Source organism: Algoriphagus winogradskyi, assembly GCF_900182815.1.
Taxonomy (GTDB): Bacteria; Bacteroidota; Bacteroidia; order Cytophagales; family Cyclobacteriaceae; genus Algoriphagus; species Algoriphagus winogradskyi.
In genome coordinates this window covers 213,511-228,843 of the sequence record NZ_FXUA01000004.1, presented here as the reverse complement: position 1 = coordinate 228,843, position 15,333 = coordinate 213,511, and the positions used below count along the sequence as shown (strand labels likewise).

The following is a 15,333-nucleotide window of genomic DNA, read 5'->3' as shown; positions in this document are numbered from 1 at the left end:
TTCCAAATGGATTCTGAAATCCCTTTTATTAGCTTGCTTTTCTATTTTCAACCATCAATCTATAGGAACTTGTCATGATTCAACCTTTAAATTCAAATTTCTGGTTATTCTGTCAACCACCCCTATTTACCAAAAACCAAATCAATAATATGAAATCGAGCAGGACTCCAGCGTAGTACCCTGGATCAAGTATCAACCCTGTTAGTTTCCATATGCACATCAAAAAACAATTTTAGACACATGAAAAAACCACTACTGTACGCAGGTGTTTTTTGCTTCATGGTTTCTGGATTGCTTTCTTCTACTTTGGCACTTGCCCAAAGTGATCCCACGGGAAAGAAACCTATCACAGATACTTATGCAATTACAAATGCAACCGTCTTCACCTCACCTGGACAAGCTGGTATGAAAGCCACAGTCCTTATTAAAGGCGGACTAATCCAAGGCGTTGGAAGTAATCTTGCTTTACCGAAAGAAGCTAAAACCATTCCTGGAGATTCCCTTTTTATCTACCCGGGCTTTATAGCTGGGGCAAGTGATGTCGGCATTACCAGACCAAAGGATCCAGATAAGCCAGATGATTTTGTATCATCAAATCCGCCTGATGAAATCGCCGGCATAACTCCATGGAGATCCGCAGTCGATCAATTTTCCGGTAAGGATAGCAAAATCGATGACTTTAGAAAAGTCGGATTCACAGTTGCTCAGATTGTCCCAGAAGGAGGAATGATCCCTGGAAAAGCAGCTATTGTCCTTTTAGGATCTGAAAACTCAACCAATTTGCTGATGGAAAACACAGCGCTTGCGGCCAGTTTTAGAGGATCTAGAGGAATGTACCCAGGAACAGCTGTAGGAGTAATGGCCAAATTCCGGGAGATATATGACAACACAAAGCTTACTTCAGAAAGATCACAGAAGTATAACACTGTGGCGGGGTTGAAGCGACCTGAGATCACTCCTACTTACAGCGCTATGCAGGAGGTTACCACAGGGCAAATCCCTGTAATGTTCACCACTTCTTCCGAATTAGAAATAAGAAGGGCGATCAGTCTGCAAAAAGAAAAGGGTTTCAAATTAGTTCTAACAGGTTTAGAAGATTACGAAGGCGTACTGGATGTGATCAAATCATCTGGGGTAGCGGTTTTAATTAAATTGGAAATTCCTGATGACAAGGCGGTTAAAGCAATGAAAGATGACGCATCTGAGGAAGTGAAGACCTTGAATGCCCGCGTGAAAAAAGCATACGATGACGCAATCGCTCAGGCAAGTAAGTTGGAGGAAGCTGGTATTCCTTTCGCATTCTCTACTGTAGGTGTAAAATCTGGCGATATCATGAAAGCGCTTCAAAAAATGATTGAAAGTGGACTTTCTGAGAAAGCTGCACTTGCTGCATTGACTACGAATCCTGCATCAATCTTAGGCTTGGCTAAAGTAGCTGGGTCAATTGAAAAGGGTAAAATGGCCAATTTGATCTTGAGTACAGATTCTCTATTCACCGAAGACGCTCAATTCAAACATGTGATCGTAGATGGCATCATCTACGATTATGAAACAAAAGCGAAAAAGAAAGCCTCCCAAGACAGTAAAGGCGACGGAGTAGTAAAAATTGAAGGTAATTGGGAATATACTTCTGAAAGTCCTGCTGGATCTTCAGGAGGAAATCTTGTTATTAAAAAAGATGGTGCAGACTATTCTGGAACCATCACCTATGACGATCCTTCTGGCGCTGGTACCGCTACATCTGATATCAAAAATGTGGTGTTAGATGGAAGCAATTTGTCGTTTTCGTTTGATGTATCTGCTAGTGGAATGGACATCACTGTGGACGTATCGGGTGAAGTAAGCGAAGGCAGCTATGACGCATCAATGACGGTTGGTGAATTCGGATCATTTCCTTTCAAAGGTACACTTACTCCAACTCTAATCGCAAACAAGTAAAGACATGCAAAAATTTAATTATTTTCTTGCCGCTCTGTTGGGTCTGAGTATTCAGTTTGCTTCAGCTCAAGTAGAAAAGGGCAGTGTATTGATAAAGAACGCAACCGTTCTTACGGTTACAAAAGGGACTTTGGAAAATTCAGATGTTCTTGTTCAAGATGGCATCATCAAAAAAGTGGGTCAAAATCTTAATGCTCCAAATGGAGTGACGACCATTGATGCTACCGGGAAATACCTAATGCCTGGAATCATAGATGCTCACTCGCACCTTGGTTTGGATGTGGTCAATGAAGCCACTTCCCCAATAGTAGCAGAAGTGAGAATGAAGGATATGGTAAATCCATTTGAAGTAGGAATTTATCGCGCACTTGCCGGTGGGGTCACAATCTCACACGCTATGCACGGATCAGCTAATGTAATCGGTGGCCAGAATGCTACCTTGAAACACAGATGGGGATCTACAGATCCAGCTGACATTATCATGCAGGACGCACCTCGTACGATCAAATTCGCTTTAGGAGAAAATCCCACTCGAGTTCACGGAAGAGGAAATGGTATCCAACCACGTACGAGAATGGGAGTAGAAGCGATTCTTCGTAATGGGTTCAACGAAGCAATTCAGTATAAAAAAGCATGGGCTGCTTACAATTCAGCATCTTCCCAAAAAGGAAGCACTGCAATGCCTCCAGTCCATAACGAAAGACTACAAACGCTAGCTGATATCTTAGATGGAAAGATCATCATTCATTGTCACTCCTATCGTGCCGATGAGATTTACATGTTGATCAATGTAGCCAGAGACTTTGGGATTACTAAGCTGGTATTCCAACATACCAACGAAGGCTTCAAAGTGGCACCAGAAATTGCTGAATATACCATGGGAGCTTCAGTCTTTGCTGACTGGTGGGCATACAAATTCGAAGTGTACTACTCCACTGCATACAATGCAGCAATCTTGACAGAAAATGGAGCGATTACCTCAATCAACTCTGATGATGCTGAATTGATCCGTCACTTATATCATGAAGCTGCAAAAACTCAGCGCTATGGTGGGATGACAGATGAGCAGGCTCTTTCTATGATCACAATTAATCCAGCGAAGCAATTAGGGATTTCTGATAAGGTTGGTTCTATTGAAGAAGGAAAACAGGCTGACTTGGTAATCTTTGAAGGTCACCCACTCTCCTCTTACGCCATTCCTCAGATGACTTTTGTCGATGGTGTAAAATACTTCGATATCAAAGAAGATGCGGATGATCAGCGAATGAAAGTGAGCCCAACAGAGATGGTGGAACCTGTCATGATCTACGAAGGACACGACAGCAGGTGTATGCAGGATACAGAGAGTCTTTTTGAGACTACTGAATCACTTTTCCTTTTAAATCAATAATCACCGTAATCAAAGAAGACATGAAAAGACTAAATAAAACCTTTTTCGCCTTCCTTCTTGCCTTGTTGCCAATGATGGCCATGGCTCAGATTGACGGGGAATTTATCAAACCAAGACCAGGCAAGTTCTTGCTGCAAAACGCTACGGTAGTTACAATTACTAAAGGTGTACTGAACAATACTTCTGTTTTGGTAGAAGATGGAAAAATCAAGGAAATTGGAGCTAATATCTCAGCTTCCGATGCTGAAGTGATTGATTGTACTGGGAAATTTATCTACCCAGGCATGATTGATAGCGGTACCAAACTTGGTTTGGTAGAAGTAAGTTCTGTACCGGAGACTGTCGATTACGCTGAAATAGGAAATTTCTCTCCGAATATGCAGGCATTGACTGCTGTGAATCCTAACTCCGTGGCAATTCCAGTGACGAGAGTTTCTGGAGTTACGACTGTTCTTACAGTTCCTGCAGGTGGATTATTCCCAGGTACAGCCGCTTTGATTAACCTAAATGGCTATACTCCAGATCAAATGTACGCCGGATTTAAAGGGATAGTGATGAACTTCCCTAGCTCAGGACGTAGAGGTAGATTTGACCGCAGGTCTGATGATGACATCAAAAAAGCAAATGAAAAAGCTCTTAAAGAGGCAAACGATCTTTGGGATAACGCAAAAAGCTATGCTTCTATGGCAGCAGATGGTGCAGAATTGGAATACTATCCAGAGATGGAGCAATTTGCAAAAGCAACTACGGGAGAACTTCCGCTATTGATTGAAGTAAATGCTGCTGCTGACATTCAGGCCGCTATCAAATGGGTGGAAGGAAAAGATGCCAAAGTGATTTTCACAGGCGTATCTGAAGGCTGGAGAGTTGCGGACGAAATCGCCAAAGCGGGAATCCCTGTGCTGACTGGTCCAATTCAAGCGTTGCCTACCCGAGAATCAGATCGCTATGACACCCCATATGCAAATGCCGGTAAAATGGCTAAAGCTGGTGTGAAAGTAGCCATCAGAACAAACGGACAGGAGAATGTAAGAAACCTACCTTTCTTCGCTGCTTTTGCTGCTGCTTATGGCATGGGCAAAGAAGAAGCTTGGAAAGCTGTCACCATCAATCCTGCTGAGATATTCGGCTTAGCAGATCAGTATGGTTCTGTAGAAACTGGTAAAGTAGCTAACTTGATCGTGGCTGATGGTGATCCTTTCGAGACCAAAACCAATATCATGCACGTGTTTATCGATGGATACAGAATGCCACTTTCAAACCGTCAGATCAGACTTTACCAAGAGTTCCTAGATCGTTCTCCCGGATTGAAGATGAATTAATCTTCTGTTCTAATTCATTAAATAACCACAAGTAGGGTTCAAAAATTGGGCTTTACTTGTGGTTTTCTTTTATTTTGCCCTTGTTATGAAAATAAAATATATCCCAATTTTAGTATCCCTATTTACTATCCTAATTTCCTGCGAAAGCAAGACTGATAACGAAGAAGTAAATTCTCTTATAGAAGCTAAAAGAGCTGAAGTAGCACCGGATAAACGCGTGGCGCTTTGGGACTTGACTTTTGAAAATGATTCTCTTAAAGGTGAAACTGACCAACCTGAGGCCTTAAAGGCCTTGATTGAAGAACTCAATGCTAAGCAGCTTAGTTTTACTGAAGCGGTTTCAATATTACCTGAAGCTACCTTGGGTGACAAGATCAAAGCTTTAGTCACTATCTCTGTGGCCAACATCCGAAGCAATCCAAAACATTCGGCTGAGCTCGCGACACAAGCTTTGATGGGTACACCTCTCAATGTACTTAAAGAGGATGACGGCTGGTTTCTTGTACAAACACCAGATGGCTACCTTTCTTGGGTAGATAGAGCCGGGATTCATTTAATGACTGAGGAAGAATTAGAGCGTTGGTTTAGAGAGCCGAAAGTTGTTTTCACGTCTTTGATTGGCTATGTCTGGAAAACTGAAGATCAATCGGAAATGGTATCCGACCTTGTTGCCGGTGATATTCTGACAATATCGGAAGAAACCAAAGATCAGTTGAAAGTTAACCTTCCCGATGGTCGCCAGGGCTGGATCTCTGCGTCAGACGCTCAGGACTGGGAAAGCTGGATTGCATCGAGAAATACCTCGCCGGAGGCGTTAATTACAACAGCAAAGCAAATGATGGGAACTCCTTACCTCTGGGGTGGCACATCTATCAAAGGTGTGGACTGCAGTGGTTTTACCAAAACAATTTATTACCTGAATGGACAGATTATTCCCCGTGATGCCTCCCAGCAAATCAACGAAGGTGAACTAGTCGATGCGGATAAAAATTGGGATAAACTTCAAGTTGGTGATCTACTCTTTTTCGGTGTAAAAGGCACTCCAGAGAAAAAGGAACGCGTAGTTCACGTAGGCATGTGGATAGGAAATGGAGAGTTTATTCATTCCCGAGGCTTGGTAAGAATCTCAAGTTTTGACCCAGAAAACCCTAATTACGATGAGTATGAACTAGGAAGATACCTAAGAACCAAAAGAATTGTAAATGTACCTTCAGAACACGTGCTTTCAGTTTCAGAGCTTTTAACAACTAACTAATCATGTCTATAAACAAAACTTTTTTTGGAATTGCAGCCGCTCTTTCCTTAGGATATACTACCCATGCTCAGCAGGTCACAGGCTTTTTTCCGCAGGATAAAAGCAAAGAAACCTCCTTAGAGCAGGATTATTTAAAAGCAGTCAATTTTGATCGGTTTAAAGTTCACTTAAAAGAATTGACCAAAGCTCCACACATCGCAGGAACAGTAGAAAATGAAGCTGTGGCAGCTTACATGACTAAGGTGATGAGTGAAGCGGGGATGGACGTCACCTCCTACCCTTACGACGTCTATTTACCAAATCATCCGGGTGAGTCACTTTTGGAAATTATTACCCCAGATAAAATCACACTTTCTCAGCAAGAGGGTCCTATCGAAGGTGATCCATTTTCTACGGACGCAAGGCTTTATAAGGGATTTAATGCCTACTCAGGTTCTGGAGATGTGACCGCTGAAGTGGTTTATGCTAATTATGGAGTCAAAGCCGACTTCGAAAAACTGGCCGAAATGGGTGTTGACCTGAAAGGAAAAGTGGTTATCGCTCGTTACGGAGGGAATTTCAGAGGATTCAAATCAAAATTTGCGGAGCAATATGGAGCTGCCGCTTTGATCATTTTCACTGACCCAAAAGACTCAGGTTTTGGTAAAGGAGATGTATATCCAGATGGTCCGTTTTATAATGAAACCACCATTCAGCGGGGTTCATTGTTGACTTTAGACTATACCGGAGATCCATTGACTCCTTTTGAGCCAGCCCTTCCTTTGGACGGAGATAAAAAGGTGAAAAGGCTGGATCCAAAAGATGTGGCTTTCCACACGATTCCGGTTTCCCCTGTTGGTTATGGTGCCGCAAAGGAGATTTTGAGCAGAATGAAAGGATCTGCAGTTCCAGAAGGATGGCAAGGTGGATTACCTTTTGAATACAAGATAACTGGAGGATCAGACCTGAAAGTTCGTGTAAAAGTAGAGCAGCCGGTGGATTATATCCGGGCAAATAATATTGTAGGTAAATTCGAAGGAAGCGAATATCCTGACGAATGGATTATTCTTGGCTCTCACTACGATGCCTGGAGCTTTGGCGCCACCGACCCAAATTCAGGCACTGCGATGATGTTGACTTTGGCGGAAGCTTTGGGTGAATTAATCAAAAATGGTGAGCGACCTAAGAGATCGATTTTGATTGGGCACTGGGACGCTGAGGAACAAGGTGTCATCGGTTCTACTGAATGGGTGGAGCAATTTAAAGATGAGCTGGGGGCAAAGGCAGTTATTTATATGAATTTTGACGGGGCTGTTTCGGGGAGAAACTTTGGAATCTCTGCGGCTCCTACCCTGAAAAATCTAATTATTGAAGCTACTAAGGAAGTGGCTTATCCTGATTCCTCCAAGACAGTTTTTGAGGTCTGGGCAGGAAAAAATGAGGAACCAAGAATAGGTAATCTAGGTGGCGGATCGGATCATATTGCATTCTACATGTATGCCGGAGTACCAAGTATGAGCGGTGGTTCTGGCGGAACTTCTGCCTATCACTCCAACTATGATAATTTCCACTACTACAGCAAGTTTGTGGACCCTACCTTCAAAATGGGTGGAACAGTTGCTTCTGTGATTGGAGTCCTGACTTTGAGACTGGCAAATGCTACCATCATTCCTTACGATGTGCCTCGATATGCGCAGGATTTAAGAATGCATTTTGACAATGCGGTGAAATCTGTAAAAGAAATGGACCCCTCTTTTGATTCATTTGACAAAGTAGATGCAGCTATCGAAAAACTAGAAGCTAGCTCTACCTCTTACCAAACTGCAATGAATACAGCATTGGCATCGGGTCAACTTTCAGAAAAGGAAATCCATACCTTGAACAAGGAGTTGATCGCCCTAGAAAAAAGCTGGATCGATCCAAAGGGAATGTATTTCGGAAGCTGGTATAGATCGCTTTATGTAAGTACAGATCCATTTTCAGGTTATGCTTCCTGGATTTTGCCGGGCATCAAATACGAAGTAGAAACCAATTCCACAGAACGTCTGGAAGAATGGGATACACGTTATTCTAAAGCAATTCTAGACTTGAGCAAGAAAGTGGAGAAGATGACAAAGAGCTTGAAATGAGAAGTTAGGCATCAGATTAAAGACATTAAAAAGGGCTTAGATTGATTTCTATGCCCTTTTTTAGTTTTAGCTAATTTTACCCAAAAGCTAGTTGTAAAATTGAACTAAACTGCTTGTTTCCAAACAGAGAATTGGTTATAATTCATTTGTATTTGATGTATAACCTCTTTTGTGTCAGTATGGAGTCAAAAGCAAAAAAGGATATCTTAAATTAAGAATTGAGCCCGCATCGCTTATCGGTCTAACGACTAAATAAGTAAAGAATCTAAGGTGACTGGCATCTTTGCGGATAATCATATTGTATTTTTAAACTATTACTATAATTATCATGGAAAGTATCTATGTTGGCTTATTATATATTGCGATTGCCGTCGCAGTAAAATTCTATCCTGGCCTATTGGCAGGTTACAATAGCTTATCCAATAGCGATAAAGAAAATGCCGAGGCCAATGGATTACCTACATTTACTGCTATTGTATTTGGAATTATGGGGATGATAAGTATTACAGCACACTTTGCTGCAATCTGGTTAAATCAGCCCTCTTTAAGCAACATATTCATTTTAGTGACTATAGTTGGGATGTTGGTCCTGATTGTAGTTGGAAATATTCTTGTTAACAATCGTACAAGGTAAGTGCAAAATACCCCTTTGATTTTATTATTATTCAATATCAGTTAAGGCATAAAAACGGTCTTGGATTGAACTCCAAGACCGTTTTTAGTTTATGAAACATCTAATTCACTGCTGCCTGAGCATTCAGATTTCCATAGCCAAACTCTGAGCTTTTGGAAGGGTATAAATCTGAGGTAGCTTTCATTTTATTTAATACCTGATCTTTGGTCCATGACGGGTTTTTCGCCCACACTAAAGCTGCGATTCCTGATGCGGTGGCCGTTGCGACAGAAGAACCTCCTACTGTAGATGGATCATTACTGTATAAAGCTGTAGTCAAAGGCTTAGTATTGGTTCCAGCACGTTCCATGATCACCGTGAACTCCACCTGAGAACCTGAATGACAAGTATCACATCGTTGATAGCCATTTCCTTCTTTCACACCAGTTACCGCCACAGTTTCGGTCATAGTTGCTGGAAAAATCACTCCAACCCAATTCGTAAACGTAGTGGATGTTCCCGCTGCAGCAAAAATTAATTTGCCTCTATTGTGCGCATATCGAATTGCATCAGCCACTTTGGAGTTGGAGAACAAATCACCTATGGACATGCTGATAATTTTCACATCTGATCTTTTTCCTAAAAGTACCAAAGCCTCAGCGACTCCGTCTTTCTCATTTCCTGAATTGAAAATCACATCACTTGTTCCTCGTACACTGATCAGGTTAGAATTATAAGCAACACCAACCGCATTGCCTACTGTGTTTCTAGGTGAAGCGACTACACCAGCCATTGCTGTACCGTGCCCACATTGATCATTAGGACCATCATACTTCTTCCACCACCAGTAGCCGGTTTTATAAGTCCCAAAGCTCTGTACAGTTCGACCATCGGATTGCCCACTATTGAAGCCAGCATTAAGAGATAGCTGATCTGGAGATAGCCCAGTATCTATCACACCAACAGTAATTCCCGCGCCAGTACTTTGGTTCCAGGCTTGTGATATACCCATCTGTTCGTAATTCCAGGAAGACTTGGCTCCGGGAGAAATGATAGAAAAGTCAGATCCTGAGATAGCTTGAGGCTCATTCTCACATCCAGAATCACTGCTTAGCCTGGCGTATTGATTAGCGTTTAAAAGGCTGTAATCGAACTCATAGCCTCTAGGTTCGAAATACCTTACCTCAGACATATTCCTTAGATTTTGAAGTGCTTCAAGGCTGGTAACCTTCATCTCCAGGTAAGGTAGATCTTCATGAATTTCGAACTCATCGGTTTCTCTCATATTTGAGGTCGACTTTTTTGAAGAAAATCCCGAAATCATACCTATGATTTTGCCGGCAGCTTCCTTCATCTCAGGGCTGTCCACGGATTCCAACCCAATCCTAGCATTTACCAGCTCCTTTCCACTCGCCTGATAACCTATGCTAAGAATAGAATCACTTTGAATCAAAGCACTCCAGATCAATTCATCGGATTCATTTCCCCAGATAAAATCACCTGATTCTTGCAGGGATTTGAGAATGATATGATCGATTTCAGAGGAAGGGATTACTTCAGAATCTGATACTGCAAACTCCGCTTGGGAGACCGTTGGCTGCTCTTCTGTACTACAAGAGACTACAAAAAGGGCTATAAAAATCAGCCCAAAAATCTGATTGTTTTTTAAATACTTCATAAAAATTTTAGGTTTTAAAAATTGATAATCAATAAGTTAAAAAAAAATGCAATTATCTGCAATGGATCAAGTAGCCTTATTTACATCAATATTCAAATCTCCTACATTTCGAAAAACCGGTAAATATTGTACAGAGCAATTTCGATAAGGTTGGTGACGACGTAATCAACCAAGAAAAAACAGCTATTTACAATACCATCTTAGATAGTTGCTCAGCCAAATACGTTGTAAGTTCCTCTCCTTCTTCCACCTTTATTTCACCCGGTAAACCCAAAATAAACCTTCCTAATCCAGGAAGCTGAGGTACTTCACCATGGAAATAGAATTGATTTCGATTTTTGATAGACATAAACGGGCGAGCATTAGGATGCTCTTCCATCATCAGTTGGTATGCTTTTTTACTGAGTTTTAATTTGACCTGAAACTTACTCTTCCCCGTAAACCCAAAAAGTTGAGTACCCGGAAGCTGATGTTTGGATTCATATTTCCAAGGACTCTGACTTAAAACTACTTCCCCTATTCTCTCAATTTTAAAAACCTTCATGCTTTTACTTGCAGGTTCGAAGGCATGTATAGTCTCATAATTTGAAGAGAATGCCACTGGCTCCACTAAGCGATCACTGGTAGTATCGGAGCTCAAGGAATAGTAATCCTTCAGCCAAACTTGCTTTTTCTGCTGGATACCGAGGCCAATTTCATCAACTAATCTACTCAGGTTAGCTTTGAACAACTGATCAGTGCCCTGCTTCACTTCCGATCGAACATCCAGTTTTTTAATAATAGAGTCATGCAGCAAATTGCCTTTACCTTGGCTTTCTATCATAGACCGGAGCCACTGGCTTTCCTCTTGGGAGAAAGTTCCATAATTCAGCGTCTGATCCATACCTGCTTTTTGCTGAATCTTGTATTTGCTAAATTCTTTAACAACCTCAAATCCCAACGCCTCTAGCAGCTTGAAATACCGATAAATAGTGCGTTCATCCGTTTCCAGCAGTTCCGCAAGTCTATGCACAGGTTTACCGATATTGCTTTGCAAAAGGTTAATCAATTTGAAAACGCGAAGAATTTTTTGCTGTTCGATCTTTCCGGCCTGGCTCATAATAAGTTGTGAATTTGGAATATTAAAAGTACGCAAAAGCCTAAAGGGATTTTCATTATTGACGTGTATTGTCAGTAAAAAAATTGACAAAATGTGTCATACCTACGGCAGCTCAACTATTCCAACATACGATTCCTACCAAATTTGTGTGCCTCTGGCACAAATTATTAGATTACAAATGTGCTTTAATAAGTGCAGAGACTAGAAATTAGGTATTTTTGACCTAACCCTTATGAACCTATCACCTGAGCACCATACATTCAGAAATACTTTTAAAACCCCATTTTTAGCTGGCCTTCTCTTCCTATTTGCTTACTGGCTCTTTGGTTTTGATGGCATTACGTTTAGCGATGATATCTACTATTTACTTGCTGGGCAAAAGTTTTGGGAAGGCACGATGGAGATCAATGATTACCACTTTTCCAGTCGTTGGGGAGCGTATGTTCCGTCAGGATTAATTGGATTTTTTTTAGGTTTTGATCCTCATAAGATCTCTTTAATCTCATTCTTAAGCTATGGGCTGACTCTATTCTTATTGCTGAAAATCCTTCCAAAATCTACTCCAGCCTGGGTATTGGTACTCTGGTTTTGTACACAGGTCTATTTCCTGCATTTTCTGACCAAGGTTTATCCAGATAGCTTATTAGTACTGTGGACTTGCCTGGTTCCTGCAGCAGCAGTTTACCGGAAAAGCAATCCAGCAATTGCAGGCTTTGTACTTATAGCAGCATTATTTATGGGTTTTCTTACCAAGGAAACCATTGTTCTTTTAGGGCCATTTCCTATCCTATTATTTTACTTAGATTGGAAAAAGCAGAACCTAAACAAAACATTCTATACCGCTATTCTAGTAACAGGAATCCTACTTTCTGTAGGATATTTGGGCTATTTTTGGATCAAATTTGGCGATCCACTCCACCGGGTTACTTCCATCAATGCCGGTCATTACATCTCCGAATTCACCTATGCAGACAAGGGATTTTGGTCCATAGTTAAAAGACTTACTATTCTTCCAATAATCACTTTTGTAGAGCGTTCATACTGGGCCTGGATGGTATTCGCTATACCTGGGATCGCTTTGGGTTTGAGGTCAAGAAAAACACCGATAGTTGAGTTTTCTCTGGCTTTTTTATGCTTGCTGATCGGCTTTTGGTTTATGACCTCTACGCTGGATTTCTACAATCCTATTTACCTCAATCCAAGACATTTGATTATCCTAGTTCCCATACTGAGTATGTTAATTGCTATGGGCTGGAAAGAGTGGAAAAACTCCCAAAATTGGAAGATTTTTTTAATTGCTCTGTTGCTGTTGGGGGTTGGCATTAGCCTAATTCAAATGGACTTAAAAATGGCTTTCTTCAATCTGGCATTAGCAGCAGGGGTTTGGTTTTCTAATTTGAAAATCTTCCCGATTTTTATGGGGGTAATTCTAATTGCGCCTGCCATTATTGCTATTCCATATCAGCAGAAATTAAAGCAATACGAACATTTAATCAATACCTTAAGAACAGAAACTCAATACACTGATTCAAAACAGGTTATATATACCCATAGCTTTTTGGAATTCAGTAAACAAGTCTTACTTCCAGAGGATGCAATTGCTCAGGAATTACTCATTCCTATGTACCAGTTCCCAAGAAATCCTAGCCAATTCCCAAAGCAAATAAAAGTATTGATATACGATTATTATGTGCATGCCTATCCTGAGGAACAGAAAGATATTGAGAAGATTTCAGAATGGCTTGACAAAAACTATCAGCTTATGAATACTTATAAAACCGGGAATATCAACGTGAGTGAGTATAGACTAAAGTGAGACGTGGGAAGTTGGAACTGGGAAGTACGAAGAGCTAGAAGTTTGATTCATTCCTGTCCAACTACTGCATCTGCAAACTGCTATTTCTTCTTCCCTGTGGCAAAAATACGGTTCACATTAAAGCCCAATCGAAACTCATCACCAATAGTACCGTTTCCTCCGGCTAAAAGATACTGTTCATTAAGGGCCTGTGAGGTTACGAAATACATCTGAAAAACATGTCCACCGGCTTCTACATCCCAACCAATTCCAAAATTACTTCTCAGATCTGTATTCAAATTGGGGATGAATTGCAAGGCTAGTGAGGAGCGATCAGTTACTTTCCATTTACCGCTAAAACCAAGTGCCAAATACAAATTTTCGGTACCCTCAATCTGATAAACCGGCCGAGGATTAGTAAAATAGGCCATCATTGGAGTCAATTGAAAACTGATTTTCGGAGAAAACTTTCGCGCTAACATTACTTGACCAAAATAACTCATCCGCTCGCTAAAATTCGGAGCTGGCTCAGGAAGAAAGTCGTATTTCGATGTATTCACGCCTCCGCCCCCAGCAACACTCAACGAGAATGGCTTGCTCCCACTTTGGGTTTGCTGAAAAATGTGATAACGTCCAAATACATTGTAAACTTTATCTCTACTACTTCTAGATGCCGCCACGGATAGTTTTTCACTTAGGGCAAATTCGAAACTGAATTGAATATTGGCGCCATTATCCAAGCCAAAGAGGTTTTGAATCCCGCCATCAAGTGTCCCAAACGTATGCATAATGGCAAAGTGCATGGATTTCTTACTTAACGGCTCGACTGTCAATAAATTAATGTGACGCGGGGCATGGAAAATTAATTCCACTGGTTGATCCGGATTGGCCAAAGTTCGCTCCAGTTGTGCAAAAAGAGAAAATGGCATTATCCCCATGAGAATCACTAGTATAAATCGATTCATTATTTTTTGGGTTTGAATACTGCGTTGAAAGTAACTTCCTGTTTTTCTGCAAGCTCGTAGAACACCAGTTTTGGTATTTCAATGTTATAATCTGATAAAAACACATCAAATCCTCCCTCCAATTCCAGATAACCATCGGCATTCTTACTTAAGGTTCCTTGGACTTCTATCTCCCGTTCTACCCCGTGAATTTTAAAGTTTCCAATGGCAGTCACCGGCGTTTTTGTACCAGAAATCAATGTGGGAATGACGCTCAAATTTCCGGTAAATTCTGCAAATGGGTATTTATCCGTTTCCAGGTAATTATCCCGCATATGCTTATCCCGAAGTCCTATTCCTGTTTGCAGCGTGTTGAGATCTATATAGAAATCCAATAAATTCTGGGAGAGATCAATCAAACCCTTCAATTGATCCGACTCTCCGTTAAATTCATTTAATGATGCTTTGGAAAGGAAGTTCACATATCCAGATTCCGTGATAAAAGTCTGAGATTGTGCAACAGTGCTAACAAAGTAGAGGAAAAGTAGTAGACGTTTCATTACTTGGTAATTGTCAAAGATGTACCACTCAATGCTGTTGCATAAGATTGCAAAGGTTGAGTTGCCGGTCCTTGAAGCACATTTCCAGAAGTGTCAAACTGAGAGCCATGACAGGTACACGTAAACCTGTTATTTGTAAATGTCCAATTACGATCGCAGGCAGAATGTGTACAAACTGAGGTCATTGCCATATAGGCTCCTCCCACATTCACCACCAGGGTCTTTGCACTCAGAATCAATAACCATCCACCTGCCGCTGCAAGTCCTGTTTGAGTAGTTAAATCAATCGTAATTGTACTACCTGTAATTGTGATTCCAGTGGTGCTTGTAGGTGGTGATGGAGTTGGATTGGTGGGGTTTTGATCCTCAGAGTCAGAGCACCCAGTAAAAAAGGTAAGTCCAAATGAAGACATTACTACACTTATACCCGCACGCTCAATAAATTCCCGGCGGGACTGACTTAAGGTTCCTGTTTTAGATTTGACCTGCTCCATAATTTCCATTTTTTGGTAATTACGAAGTAAAACATAGGAGTGGATGCGAATGTTTTTGGTTTAAAAAATTGCAATAGAAAAATCACAAGAGAAACAGGACTTCAATAAATTTTCAATTTCAAGTTTGAAATTAATTA

The 15,333-nt window shown here is 41.0% G+C and carries 12 protein-coding genes; 7 read left to right on the top strand and 5 right to left on the bottom strand.

Annotated elements, in window-relative coordinates:
• Positions 1 to 240 precede the first annotated feature (240 nt).
• From QOL76_RS12420 to QOL76_RS12395, 6 genes are all read left to right on the top strand, one after another.
• A complete protein-coding gene (locus QOL76_RS12420) occupies positions 241 to 1,938 on the top strand; it encodes an amidohydrolase family protein (RefSeq protein ID WP_283413289.1) in 1,698 nt (565 codons plus the stop codon).
• Positions 1,939 to 1,942: 4 nt separating this feature from the next.
• On the top strand, positions 1,943 to 3,328 hold the full coding sequence (locus tag QOL76_RS12415; RefSeq protein ID WP_283413288.1) for an amidohydrolase family protein: 1,386 nt from the start codon (positions 1,943 to 1,945) through the stop codon (positions 3,326 to 3,328).
• A gap of 20 nt (positions 3,329 to 3,348) precedes the next feature.
• Positions 3,349 to 4,650, top strand: coding sequence for an amidohydrolase family protein (locus tag QOL76_RS12410; protein ID WP_283413287.1), 1,302 nt, complete (start codon positions 3,349 to 3,351; stop codon positions 4,648 to 4,650).
• Positions 4,651 to 4,735: 85 nt separating this feature from the next.
• The gene (locus QOL76_RS12405) at positions 4,736 to 5,905 is read left to right on the top strand and encodes a C40 family peptidase (protein WP_283413286.1); all 1,170 of its coding nucleotides are present in this window, start codon (positions 4,736 to 4,738) and stop codon (positions 5,903 to 5,905) included.
• 2 nt (positions 5,906 to 5,907) lie between these two features.
• Complete coding sequence (locus QOL76_RS12400) at positions 5,908 to 8,013, top strand: M28 family peptidase (RefSeq protein ID WP_283413285.1); 2,106 nt, start codon at positions 5,908 to 5,910, stop codon at positions 8,011 to 8,013.
• A 328-nt stretch (positions 8,014 to 8,341) separates the two neighbouring features.
• Entirely contained in the window at positions 8,342 to 8,647 is a 306-nt protein-coding gene (locus tag QOL76_RS12395) for a DUF3784 domain-containing protein (protein ID WP_283413284.1), read from the top strand.
• Between the two features lie 100 nt (positions 8,648 to 8,747).
• Here the strand turns inward: QOL76_RS12395 and QOL76_RS12390 are convergent, their stop codons facing one another.
• Together QOL76_RS12390 and QOL76_RS12385 are read right to left on the bottom strand one after the other, a co-directional pair.
• The gene (locus QOL76_RS12390; protein WP_283413283.1) at positions 8,748 to 10,304 is read right to left on the bottom strand and encodes a S8 family peptidase; all 1,557 of its coding nucleotides are present in this window, start codon (positions 10,302 to 10,304) and stop codon (positions 8,748 to 8,750) included.
• Between the two features lie 187 nt (positions 10,305 to 10,491).
• On the bottom strand, positions 10,492 to 11,403 hold the full coding sequence (locus tag QOL76_RS12385; protein ID WP_283413282.1) for a helix-turn-helix transcriptional regulator: 912 nt from the start codon (positions 11,401 to 11,403) through the stop codon (positions 10,492 to 10,494).
• A 232-nt stretch (positions 11,404 to 11,635) separates the two neighbouring features.
• Here QOL76_RS12385 and QOL76_RS12380 point away from each other — a divergent pair, with 232 nt between their 5' ends.
• Positions 11,636 to 13,219, top strand: a complete 1,584-nt coding sequence (locus QOL76_RS12380; RefSeq protein WP_283413281.1) for a hypothetical protein — start codon at positions 11,636 to 11,638, stop codon at positions 13,217 to 13,219.
• 80 nt (positions 13,220 to 13,299) lie between these two features.
• On the opposite strand, the gene QOL76_RS12375 is transcribed toward QOL76_RS12380, so the two are convergent.
• Genes QOL76_RS12375 through QOL76_RS12365 form a run of 3 tightly spaced genes read right to left on the bottom strand, consistent with a single transcriptional unit; the run spans position 13,300 to position 15,196 of the window.
• Positions 13,300 to 14,163 carry a DUF5777 family beta-barrel protein gene (locus QOL76_RS12375; RefSeq protein WP_283413280.1) on the bottom strand — a complete coding sequence of 288 codons (864 nt, stop codon included), beginning with the start codon at positions 14,161 to 14,163 and terminating at the stop codon, positions 13,300 to 13,302.
• On the bottom strand, positions 14,163 to 14,702 hold the full coding sequence (locus tag QOL76_RS12370) for a YceI family protein (RefSeq protein ID WP_283413279.1): 540 nt from the start codon (positions 14,700 to 14,702) through the stop codon (positions 14,163 to 14,165). Before QOL76_RS12370 ends, QOL76_RS12375 begins: the two co-directional genes overlap by 1 nt.
• The gene (locus QOL76_RS12365; protein ID WP_283413278.1) at positions 14,702 to 15,196 is read right to left on the bottom strand and encodes a QcrA and Rieske domain-containing protein; all 495 of its coding nucleotides are present in this window, start codon (positions 15,194 to 15,196) and stop codon (positions 14,702 to 14,704) included. The genes QOL76_RS12370 and QOL76_RS12365 overlap by 1 nt, the downstream gene beginning before the upstream one ends.
• Positions 15,197 to 15,333 lie beyond the last annotated feature (137 nt).

Coding starts and splice junctions, on each gene's coding strand:
- QOL76_RS12420 (WP_283413289.1), top strand. CDS start 241: ATGAAAAAACCACTACTGTACGCAGGTGTTTTTTGCTTCATGGTTTCT.
- QOL76_RS12415 (WP_283413288.1), top strand. CDS start 1,943: ATGCAAAAATTTAATTATTTTCTTGCCGCTCTGTTGGGTCTGAGTATT.
- QOL76_RS12410 (WP_283413287.1), top strand. CDS start 3,349: ATGAAAAGACTAAATAAAACCTTTTTCGCCTTCCTTCTTGCCTTGTTG.
- QOL76_RS12405 (WP_283413286.1), top strand. CDS start 4,736: ATGAAAATAAAATATATCCCAATTTTAGTATCCCTATTTACTATCCTA.
- QOL76_RS12400 (WP_283413285.1), top strand. CDS start 5,908: ATGTCTATAAACAAAACTTTTTTTGGAATTGCAGCCGCTCTTTCCTTA.
- QOL76_RS12395 (WP_283413284.1), top strand. CDS start 8,342: ATGGAAAGTATCTATGTTGGCTTATTATATATTGCGATTGCCGTCGCA.
- QOL76_RS12390 (WP_283413283.1), bottom strand. CDS start 10,304: ATGAAGTATTTAAAAAACAATCAGATTTTTGGGCTGATTTTTATAGCC.
- QOL76_RS12385 (WP_283413282.1), bottom strand. CDS start 11,403: ATGAGCCAGGCCGGAAAGATCGAACAGCAAAAAATTCTTCGCGTTTTC.
- QOL76_RS12380 (WP_283413281.1), top strand. CDS start 11,636: ATGAACCTATCACCTGAGCACCATACATTCAGAAATACTTTTAAAACC.
- QOL76_RS12375 (WP_283413280.1), bottom strand. CDS start 14,163: ATGAATCGATTTATACTAGTGATTCTCATGGGGATAATGCCATTTTCT.
- QOL76_RS12370 (WP_283413279.1), bottom strand. CDS start 14,702: ATGAAACGTCTACTACTTTTCCTCTACTTTGTTAGCACTGTTGCACAA.
- QOL76_RS12365 (WP_283413278.1), bottom strand. CDS start 15,196: ATGGAGCAGGTCAAATCTAAAACAGGAACCTTAAGTCAGTCCCGCCGG.